General features: G+C 48.7%; 9 protein-coding genes and 1 pseudogene. 5 read left to right on the plus strand and 5 right to left on the minus strand.

Going from position 1 to position 9,948, the window contains the following annotated elements:
• Window positions 1–616: 616 nt before the first annotated feature.
• The 5 genes from H6F72_RS26775 to H6F72_RS29995 form a co-directional block, all read right to left on the minus strand.
• Window positions 617–1,117, minus strand: a complete 501-nt coding sequence (locus tag H6F72_RS26775; RefSeq protein WP_190442642.1) for a hypothetical protein — start codon at window positions 1,115–1,117, stop codon at window positions 617–619.
• A 154-nt stretch (window positions 1,118–1,271) separates the two neighbouring features.
• Entirely contained in the window at window positions 1,272–1,571 is a 300-nt protein-coding gene (locus tag H6F72_RS26780) for a hypothetical protein (protein WP_190442644.1), read from the minus strand.
• A 198-nt stretch (window positions 1,572–1,769) separates the two neighbouring features.
• The gene (locus H6F72_RS26785; protein ID WP_190442647.1) at window positions 1,770–2,396 is read right to left on the minus strand and encodes a hypothetical protein; all 627 of its coding nucleotides are present in this window, start codon (window positions 2,394–2,396) and stop codon (window positions 1,770–1,772) included.
• Between the two features lies 1 nt (window position 2,397).
• Window positions 2,398–2,790: a PadR family transcriptional regulator gene (locus tag H6F72_RS26790; protein ID WP_190442649.1), complete on the minus strand. Its 393-nt coding sequence runs from the start codon at window positions 2,788–2,790 to the stop codon at window positions 2,398–2,400.
• A gap of 21 nt (window positions 2,791–2,811) precedes the next feature.
• Window positions 2,812–3,093: a hypothetical protein gene (locus tag H6F72_RS29995; RefSeq protein WP_206755469.1), complete on the minus strand. Its 282-nt coding sequence runs from the start codon at window positions 3,091–3,093 to the stop codon at window positions 2,812–2,814.
• Window positions 3,094–3,592: 499 nt separating this feature from the next.
• On the opposite strand from H6F72_RS29995, the gene H6F72_RS29855 reads away from it, so the two are divergent.
• From H6F72_RS29855 to H6F72_RS26815, 5 genes and pseudogenes are all read left to right on the plus strand, one after another.
• On the plus strand, window positions 3,593–4,000 hold the full coding sequence (locus H6F72_RS29855) for a CHAT domain-containing protein (protein ID WP_199299334.1): 408 nt from the start codon (window positions 3,593–3,595) through the stop codon (window positions 3,998–4,000).
• 5 nt (window positions 4,001–4,005) lie between these two features.
• Window positions 4,006–5,298: an AAA-like domain-containing protein gene (locus H6F72_RS26800; protein ID WP_199299335.1), complete on the plus strand. Its 1,293-nt coding sequence runs from the start codon at window positions 4,006–4,008 to the stop codon at window positions 5,296–5,298.
• Window positions 5,298–6,977: an AAA-like domain-containing protein gene (locus tag H6F72_RS26805; RefSeq protein ID WP_190442654.1), complete on the plus strand. Its 1,680-nt coding sequence runs from the start codon at window positions 5,298–5,300 to the stop codon at window positions 6,975–6,977. The genes H6F72_RS26800 and H6F72_RS26805 overlap by 1 nt, the downstream gene beginning before the upstream one ends.
• Window positions 6,978–7,076: 99 nt before the next feature.
• Complete coding sequence (locus tag H6F72_RS26810) at window positions 7,077–9,218, plus strand: WD40 repeat domain-containing protein (RefSeq protein WP_199299336.1); 2,142 nt, start codon at window positions 7,077–7,079, stop codon at window positions 9,216–9,218.
• A gap of 324 nt (window positions 9,219–9,542) precedes the next feature.
• A pseudogene (locus H6F72_RS26815) lies at window positions 9,543–9,911 on the plus strand (IS5 family transposase); the annotation flags it as partial.
• Window positions 9,912–9,948 lie beyond the last annotated feature (37 nt).

Raw genomic sequence — 9,948 nt, forward strand, 5'->3', positions numbered from 1 at the left:
ATTGAACTGAGCAGCCAGCAGGTTGCCTTTGTACTCAAAACTAGCAGCGTTAAACGTTTGCTTTGCTGGGTATAGATGGTTAGCTACCCTCAGTAGCATTCTGTTTTGTCCAGTAGTCCTCTGGCAAAGTAAACTCAGCCCAGGGGTCTTCTTCCAGCACTCTTCTTATTCCCTGCAAAGACGCCATATGAGGGCTTCTCAAGAAGAATGTGTAGCCTGGGGCAAAGTCTTGCGAGAAATATATCTGTTCCGTAATAGCTGATACGAAACTTTCGCAGGCAGTCAATGTTTCTTTGATAAAGTATGCAATCAAAAAGTTCAATGGCCCAATACGGCTCTTCGACAACAAATGATCGGGCCACTGAATCACCTCACAGAATGGTGACGAGTCAACCCTAATGGAGAAACCCTTATCTTCGACATAAATCAAGGGGTCCTGGATAGGTTGATGAATTATTGCGTCCCGCACTTTCTTAAGTTTATAAAAGAAGGGAGTGCATTCCGCATACCAATCAGCAAGGGCTGGAGAGACTCCGAAACGCTGCTGGATGTCGATTGACGATTGAATCTTGTCTTGATGAAGAATTACCTTCCGGAAAGTACCTGGTAATTTCTGCTAAGAAGCAGAAGGATCGGAAAGTTCAACAGTGTCCCATATTCTTGAGATGATCTCCTGAAGAAGATCAAACATACTACGACACAGCAGAAGAAGATATTCTAGCTCCGTAGTTACTAATCTGGATTTACCGTCAATGCCTTCTAATGCTCGAAATAAATCCAACTTTTTCAGGCTTGCACCAATATTGAAGACGTCTGACGTAAGTGCTGCTGTAAAAGATCGAGTGCTCTTAAGCCTTACGCACTTGTAGATGAAATCAATGAAGACCAAACAAGCGTCACTCCCACGAACTGGTTTTGAAGCAAGATAAACCATCTCTACAGCATCGATAACTCGAATTGGTTGAAGAAGCCCATTTTCCATTGGAACCCAAATGTGCCATCGGGTACCATCGTGAAATGCATGAAGTGGAATTGGTCGCCCCTCTAGAGCTTCAAGATCAATGTAGGGTAAGTCTTGAGGTCGAATTGGGCTGTAATCATATGAATCTGTCTGCATAGAATGATTAAATCTCCAAGGTGTTTCGCTTCAAGTTAGGAACAGCTGAAATTCTTACCAAGGATGAGAGTTAGCTTTTAGTGAGAGTCGGTAGCGAACTGGCCAAGGACGATCGCCCCTCAACTACAGAATGGGCGATCGCCTCTGGTTCTCTTCAAGCTTCACTTTTAATCTCAAGTGCAACTTTGTCGAGCCGATCGTTGGTATCTTTTGCCAGTTCCAGACAGCGGACAGTTGAGGTTAAGCCCGCGATCGCGGTGATAGTTCCTTCTGGTCCTTTGCCTAGAAACAGGAATATGACTCCAGCTAAGCTAATCAGAGCACAAGCTGCGGTCATTACAAGAGCAAGATTAAAGCTGTGGTGAGCTTGGCGTAACCGTTCTTGAGCGATACTAAGTTCTACTGCTGAACACGAGTCAGAGCTAGGCTTTGGCAGGGGGTCGGTAGTTGCCATATTATTAATTTGTGGGTAGGTAACAAGTGGAGTTGTTGCTTACTTAAATTGGGAGTGTAAATCTCCTTGTGTCTAACCAGACAAATTTGACGGGAAATCAAAGGTTCCAGCTTTGGTTTACACAAAAATCTGGACACTCCCCTTAAATTGCGTTCATTGAAGACTCTGTCTGCAAGAAGATTCAGGCAGAGTCTTCATCTAGTCATCAGCGACTTGATGAGTTGCGCTTCCTTTATCAATTCCTTTCCTGATACTGAACAAAGTGCCATCTTCCCACTTGATCAAAACTGCTGCTTTAAGAGTCTGTAGCAAGTATTTGATGGTGTTGAGATGAAATAGTAGTCTTGGCTGTTTTTCAGCAATCCACTGCCTGCGATTTTCCACCAATTGTCGATGCCACTCTTCAGGAAGCTTGTTCGCTATCCAGATAGGAAGGCGTACCTGTCGCCGATACGATCTTTGAAGCTTCTTAATAGATTCCAGTATTTTTTGATATTTCTGGTCTGTCTTTTCAAGTTGGTCAGTAACTTCCTCGGCTTGAGTAAGACGTTGCTTAATTTCTAGAGTCCAATGTTTAGTGAGAGTTGATTTCTCGATCTCATCCAGATCGGACGCTTCAATTTGTTCTATGCGTCGACGATCGATCTCCTTGATAAACTGCAGTTCAGTTCGTAACTCATTCAAAATATTTTGCTTCCATGCCTCAAAATTTCTAGGAAGTAGGAGTTTGATGAGCCAAGGATGCTTGATAAACCTAGTTAACAGTCTTGCTAGTGTTGTTCCTAGCTTAGTGAGAGTAGTCAGAAGCTCTTTTATCGCTTGCATGCTACACTCCTCCAGGCATCAAACGACTGGATACCAGATGCAAATCACAGAGGAGCTGAATAGTAGGCTGCCATCCAGCTAAATGAGCTCGGTATTCCTGGGTCTCTCTCAGCACTTGCTCCCCTAAACCAGTTAGCTTGTAGTATTTTCGGCGTGCTCCTCCCGCCTCCTCATCTGTCTCATCACCCCAACGAGCTTGAACAAGCCCTTTCTTGTTGAGCCTATGTAGCGTGGGGTATAAGCTACCGAACCCAATCTGTCGCCTACCCTGACTGGCTGCATTCATGGCATTCATGACTTGCAATCCGTAAAGCTCTTTACCGAACAGAACTGTCAACAAATCTTCTTCCAGTGCCGAGAGCACTATGCCATCTCCTTGATTCTGCTTCGCCATAAACTTTGCTATATCGATGAACTATACAAAAATATAGCACTTTACAAATTTGATATACATCGAAACAAAAAATCTATAGCAGAAAGTTGAAGCACCCAAACAACTGACCTCCTCACCCACCTCAACTTTTGAATTGGCCCCCTTTAACCTAAACCCCACCTGCACAGCGTCAAAGCCCAAAAAGCCCAATTCAAACCAATTCAAAAATCTGATCGCCCGCTCCAGCAAAGATCCCAGCAGCTTGTACACTACCCAAAAACCACCCCAATCAGCAGCAACAAGGGTACTTGAAGGGGTCTTCATAGGGTACAGATGGGCACCTTAGAGGTAAGGCGATCGCACGACTAAGGGGGCAAAGACTTAGTAGCGCGATCGCCTCTGTGGGTGGGTCGTGCAGAACATTCAAAAATTTGAACCAGTAAATGGTTGTCCAGTCGCAGGGTATGACTTGCTTGCAATCTGTTGATGCATGCAGGAAACAGCTCTGATTGCAGCTTGAGGTTGTAGCACCCATATCGAGAGAAAAGCGATCGCAACTATGGAGGAGTTGCGATCGCTCTCTGCTTTCTTTCTCAATCCAATCACCCATCTGTGTGAATCAAATGAGAACATATCCAGCATAAGATGCTGCATTCTGCTTAGAAGTATCAAAATGCAGCATCTTTTGTCAAAGGATATGACTGATTGTTACTTAATGTTTTAGGACTACTTTTCGCTACAGTCTTAAGCAATTATCAGTGTAAAGATAACCCTAGATATCTGTGAAAAGTTAAACAACACACCTAACTAGGAATGGCTGTGCATGAGTAGCCCCCGCAAGCACAAAAAAACCATTCTGTTTTTGGCAGCTAACCCTAAGGCCTCTACTCCACTGAGGCTGGGAGAGGAAGTGAGTGAAATCGATGAGGGGTTGCGGCGCTCGAAGCAGTGCAACAAGTTTCACTTAGAACAGAAGTGGGCAGTCACTCCGCGTGAGATGCGACGGGCTGTGTTGGAATTGGAACCCCAGATTGTGCATTTCTCAGGGCATGGAGTGGGGGAAGGCGGTTTAGCCCTAGAGGATGAGTTAGGCCAAGTCAAATTAGTCAGCGCTAAGGCTTTAGCGAGTTTATTTGATTTATTTAAGGAGCAGGTCGAGTGCGTTGTCCTTAATGCTTGCTATTCCGAATTGCAAGCATTAAGGACAACGCCCGTCATATTCCCTACGTGATTGGTATGAGCCAGGAAGTTGGGGATCAGGCAGCCCGAGAATTTGCTGTCGGGTTTTATGATGCGCTGGCGAGTGGAAGATCGATTGAGTTTGCCTATGACTATGGCTGCACTAGTATCAGCATGGAGGGCATTCCAGAGGAACTGAATCCTGTCCTCAAGAAGCAATCAGAGATACTCGCTGAACCTGAACCCGTTCAAGAAGTGAATGAGGGTAGTGAAGCATTGCCTTTAGTAGCGTTAGAAGCATCGCGATCGCTGCAAATGGTTTCAAGTTCTTTCTTGGAGACCCCAGAGGGTTCTGTTAGCTTGGATTCGCCTCTTTATGTCGAGCGCCCGCCGATTGAATCCAGTTGCTATCAAGAAATCCTTAAGCCAGGGGCTTTAATTCGGGTCAAGGCACCTCGGCAGATGGGTAAATCGTCTTTAATGCAGCGGATTTTGTATCAAGCAGAGCAGCAGGGCCATCGAGTGGTTTATCTGAATTTGCAGTCAGTGGATAGCGAGTTCCTAAATAATATCGACCAGTTTTTGCAATGGTTCTGCGCTAGCGTGGCAAATGAGCTAAACCTAGACGATCGCCTCAGTGAGCTGTGGAAAGGGGTGCTGGGCAGCAAAAATAAATGCACCAACTACTTCCATCGTTACCTGTTCACAACGCTGAACGAACCTTTGACGTTGGGGCTAGATGAGGTAGATCAAGTCTTTCAACACTTGGAAGTGGCTCAAGACTTTTTTGGGTTACTACGCTTCTGGCATGAGAAAAGCAAGAACGATCCCACTTGGCAGAAATTCCGCTTGGTGATTGCTCACTCTAGGGAAGTGTACATTCCTCTGAACATCAACCAATCGCCGTTTAATGTTGGATTGCCCATTGAGTTACCGGAGTTGAACCAGACTCAGGTGAGCGACTTAGTGCAGCGGCACGGCTTGGGTTGGTCCAGTTCCGAAATTGATCAACTTAGGAGCATGGTGGATGGGCACCCTTATTTAGTTCGCAGAGCGCTGTATGAGATTGCGAAGGGCAATCTAACGCTGGAGAAATTCCTGGCGATCGCGCCGACGGAAGAAGGGCTTTACAGCGACCATCTGCGACGGCATCTAGAGAACCTACGGAATGACCCGCAGTTGGAGGCAGCAATGAAACAAGTTGTCATGGCCGAGGGACCCGTGCGGATAGAGTCGAGTCTAGGCTTTAAGCTGCATAGTATGGGATTGGTGGAGCGGCAGGGTAATGACGTCTTGCCGCTGTGTAACCTCTACCAGATTTACTTCCGCGATCGCTTGGGAGTAGGCTGATGAATCCGATTTTGCCCAGCTACAGTGATTATCAAGTTGGGGGAAGTTTACCGCTTGATGCGACTAACTATGTAACTCGGCAGGCTGACCAAGAGTTTTATGAAGGATTGAAGGCAGGCGAGTTCTGTTATGTCTTGAACTCGCGGCAAATGGGCAAGTCTAGCTTGCGTGTACGGACGATGCAGCGCTTGAAGCAAGAAGGCTATGCCTGTGCTGCGATCGACATCACTTCGATTGGGGCAGCGGACACAACGGTAGAACAGTGGTATGCCGGACTCATTGATTACTTAGTAACTGACTTAAACCTGTACGCTCAGTTTGATCTCAATGACTGGTGGCAGCAGCAAGAGTTACTCTCTCCGGTGCAACGCTTCAGCAAGTTTATTAGTGAAGTTTTGCTCGTGCTCATGCCCCAAAGCATTGTGGTGTTCGTCGATGAGATTGATAGTGTATTGACCCTACCCTTCAGTCAAGATGATTTTTTTGCGGTCATCCGGGACTGCTACAACCGCAGAGCTGATCAGCTTGCTTACAACCGCCTCACCTTTGCTTTGATTGGGGTGGCAACGCCTTCAGATTTAATCCAAGACCGCCGCCGGACACCGTTCAACATTGGTCGGGCCATTGAACTAATGGGGTTTCAACTCTCCGAAGCCCAACCCCTGCAATTCGGATTAGCTGAACGCACAACCCATTCCCAGGCAGTTCTCCAAGCCATTCTGGACTGGACTGGGGGACAGCCGTTTTTGACCCAAAAGCTGTGTAAGCTGGTGCGACAGGTGGAGACAGAGATCCCAGTTGGCAGTGAAGCCCAATGGGTGGCGGAGCTGGTGCATTCTAAGGTGATTGACAACTGGGAAGCTCAAGATCAGCCAGAGCATTTACGCACCATTCGCGATCGCCTCCTCTACAGTGGTAGCCAAAATACGGGACGCTTGTTGGGGCTGTATCAGCAGATTTTGCAGCAGGAAGGGCTAACAGTGGATGACAGCCTGGAGCAGATGAAGCTGCGCTTAACGGGTTTGGTGGTGAAGCAGCAGGGCCAGCTACAGGTTTATAACCAAATCTATGCTGCCGTGTTTAATGCTACCTGGCTAGAAGAGGCGCTGGCTGAGTTGCGTCCTTATGCAGAATCGGTTACGGCTTGGGAGAGGGCAGGACGGCAGGATGAGTCACGATTGCTGCAAGGGGCGGCACTGCGGGAAGCTCAAGTTTGGGCAGTCGGCAAAAGCTTGAGTGATTTAGACTACCAGTTTCTTAGAGCCAGCGAGGATTTGAGTAAGCGAGCGATCCAAGCAGCGCTGGAGGCAGAACGGCAAGCTAATCAACTGTTGACTCATGCCAGCGAGGAAGCCCAACAAACTCTGCAAGCAGCCCTAGAAGCAGAACAGCGAGCCAAGCAAACAGCTCAGCAAACCCTAGCAAAAGCTAGACGCCGAGCTATCTTTGTCACCAGCCTAGGAGCAGCTGCGATGGTAGTCTCGCTGATTGTGGCTTTTCTGGCAAGTGTGAACACCACTCAGGCCAATAACAAGGTCAAACGTGCCACGGACCAAGTACAGCAGGTCACTCAACAAGCGACGCAAGCAGAACAAAGAGCGAAGCAAGCCAAACAACAGGAAGCAGCAGCAAAGCAATCTATTGAATTCGCTAAACGAGAGCGCGACATCGCCAAATAGGAAGGAGTTACAGCAAAACGAGCAGTAGCCTCAGCTAAACAGGAGCAGGCGAAAACCCAACAAGAGCGGCAAGCCATCAGTGCTGCTAGAAACCAAGCTTTGAAGCAGCTCAACGATGCTAAACAAAGGTTAGAGGCAGCAAACACCGATGCTAAAGCAGTTAGCCAACGTTTAAAGCAGGTCAACGTCAGTAAAGAGCAGGCCCAAGCAGCGGCAGACAAAGCTCTAGTGGAACAACAAAAAGCTCAAGACAAAACTATCGCTGCTGAAGCCACCCTAGCAGCTACAAATGTACGGTTGGTAGTTGCTGCTTCGAGAGAAGAAGTTTTGGCTGGGAAACCGTTTGCAGGATTGCTCAAAGCTTTAGAGGCGGCTCAGCAGTTTAAACGGTTATCTAAAACATTTCAAGATGACCAGACTCAATTTCAAGTGATGGTAGCCTTGCAGGATGTATATAGGCTAAGTGAACGCAACTCCCTAGAAAGTCATGAGTCTGGGGTCTATAGCGTGAGTTACAGCCCGGATGGCAAGACGATAGCATCGGCGAGTGAGGACACCACCATCAAGCTATGGGATGCCAGCAGTGGCAAAGAGCTGAACACGCTCGAAGGGCATGGGGATTTGGTCTATAGCGTAAGTTACAGCCCGGATGGCAAGACCCTTGCATCGGCGAGTGGGGACACCACCATCAAGCTATGGGATGCCAGCAGCGGCAAAGAGCTGAACACGCTCAAAGGACATGAGGAGGATGTTGTGAGCGTGAGTTACAGCCCGGATGGCAAGACCCTTGCATCGGCGAGTGGGGACAACACCATCAAGCTATGGGATGCCAGCAGCGGCGAAGAGCTGAACACGCTCGCTAAGCTCAACAAACTCAAAGGGCATGAGCCAGTAGCCGAGACCTCTAGACTGTTGTACTCTAATAGCGTGAGTTACAGCTCGGATGGTAGGACCTTTGCATCGGCGAGTGGGGACAACACCATCAAGCTGTGGGATGCCAGCAGCGGCAAAGAGCTGAACACGCTTAAAGGGCATGGGGCTCGGGTTATGAGCGTAAGTTACAGCTCGGATGGTAGGACCTTTGCATCGGCGAGTGGGGACAACACCATCAAGCTGTGGGATGCTAGCAGTGGCAAAGAGCTGAACACGCTCAAAGGGCATGGGGCTCGGGTTATGAGCGTGAGTTACAGCCCGGATGGCAAGGCCCTTGCATCGGCGAGTGAGGACAACACCATCAAGCTGTGGGATGCTAGCAGTGGCAAAGAGCTGAACATGCTCAAAGGGCATGATATTGTGCTCCATAGCGGGACGTACAGCCTGGATGGCAAGACCCTTGCATCGGCGAGTTGGGACAACACCATCAAGCTGTGGGATGCTAGCAGTGGCGAAGAGCTAAACACGCTCAAAGGACATGAGAGAGAGGTTGTGAGCGTAAGTTACAGCCCGGATGGCAAGACCCTTGCATCGGCGAGTGAGGACAACACCATCAAGCTGTGGGATGCTAGCAGTGGCAAAGAGCTGAATACGCTCAAAGGGCATGGAGCTGGGGTTATGAGCGTAAGTTACAGCCCAGATGGCAAGACTCTTGCATCGGCGAGTGAGGACAACACCATCAAGCTGTGGGATGCTAGCAGTGGCAAAGAGCTGAACACGCTCAAAGGGCATGAGAGAGAGGTTGTGAGCGTAAGTTACAGCCCGGATGGCAAGACCCTTGCATCGGCGAGTGAGGACAACACCATCAAGCTGTGGGATGCTAGCAGTGGCAAAGAGCTGAACACGCTCAAAGGGCATGGGGCTCGGGTTATGAGCGTAAGTTACAGCCCAGATGGCAAGACTCTTGCATCGGCGAGTTGGGATGAAACAATCAAGCTATGGGATGCCAGCAGTGGCAAAGAGCTGAACACGCTCAAAGGGCATGAGAGTTGGGTTGAGAGCGTGAGTTACAGCCCGGATGGCAAGACCCTTGCATCAGCGAGTAACGACACCACCATCAAGCTATGGGATGCCAGCAGTGGCAAAGAGCTGAACACGCTCAAAGGGCATGAGAGAGGGGTTGTGAGCGTGAGTTACAGCCCGGACGGCAAGACCCTTGCATCGGCGAGTTGGGATGAAGCAATCAAGCTGTGGTCATGGGATGTTGATCAACTCACAGCAATGAATTGCAATTGGATTCATGCTTACCTCATTACTCACCCCGAGAAAGCTTACCTCTGTAAAAGCGATCCTTCCCACGATCCCTAAGGACCAACGTCCCAATGATGCATCTCGCTCCACTCACATTAGAACATGGCGCTAACAAAGCAGCGCTCTAGGTCTGTCTGAGAGTCCATCTCTTGGAGCAGGTTATAGATTTGCTGATCGAGTTCCACATTATATTGGTATGTCAGCGTTAGCTCGTATCCCCAACTATCTTTATCTTTCTTCTGGAGCTGCTAACGAATGAGGCAAACCTTTCAATAGCTTGCAAAAGAGCCGATCGCACTGGGGGAGGTCTGTGGAATTCTAGGGCGTGTTTTAAAACCCTTTGGCAGAATAGAAATAGTGCAGGAATACTGATTAACCTCCATGATTCTTCCACCACAAAAGAAGAACCGACGGGGTGAATTAAACGATCGGCAGTGGAAGCGCATTTGGTCCCTGCTTCCACCACAAAAGCCTCATACAGGTTGCCCCGCTAAAGACCATCGAACCGTCATCAACGGCATCTTGTGGATTCTCAGAACTGGTGCTCCTTGGCGAGACTTACCCAGTCGCTATGGCCACTGGTCAACAGTTTCAGGTCGATTCTACCACTGGCGTCACATCGGCTTGTGGCAGCAACTGCTCGAAGCCCTGCAGATCGAGGCCGATGCCGAGGGCAAAATTAACTGGGACATCCACTTTGTCGATGGGAGTGTTGTCCGTGCGCATCAACATGCAGCAGGAGCAAAAAGGGGGAACTAGCCCCAAGCAGCCTCTTATCCACCACTGA

This window comes from Trichocoleus sp. FACHB-46 (assembly GCF_014695385.1).
In the GTDB taxonomy this organism is placed as follows: Bacteria; Cyanobacteriota; Cyanobacteriia; order FACHB-46; family FACHB-46; genus Trichocoleus.

Coding starts and splice junctions, on each gene's coding strand:
- H6F72_RS26775 (WP_190442642.1), bottom strand. CDS start 1,117: ATGCAGACAGATTCATATGATTACAGCCCAATTCGACCTCAAGACTTA.
- H6F72_RS26780 (WP_190442644.1), bottom strand. CDS start 1,571: ATGGCAACTACCGACCCCCTGCCAAAGCCTAGCTCTGACTCGTGTTCA.
- H6F72_RS26785 (WP_190442647.1), bottom strand. CDS start 2,396: ATGCAAGCGATAAAAGAGCTTCTGACTACTCTCACTAAGCTAGGAACA.
- H6F72_RS26790 (WP_190442649.1), bottom strand. CDS start 2,790: ATGGCGAAGCAGAATCAAGGAGATGGCATAGTGCTCTCGGCACTGGAA.
- H6F72_RS29995 (WP_206755469.1), bottom strand. CDS start 3,093: ATGAAGACCCCTTCAAGTACCCTTGTTGCTGCTGATTGGGGTGGTTTT.
- H6F72_RS29855 (WP_199299334.1), top strand. CDS start 3,593: ATGAGTAGCCCCCGCAAGCACAAAAAAACCATTCTGTTTTTGGCAGCT.
- H6F72_RS26800 (WP_199299335.1), top strand. CDS start 4,006: ATGAGCCAGGAAGTTGGGGATCAGGCAGCCCGAGAATTTGCTGTCGGG.
- H6F72_RS26805 (WP_190442654.1), top strand. CDS start 5,298: ATGAATCCGATTTTGCCCAGCTACAGTGATTATCAAGTTGGGGGAAGT.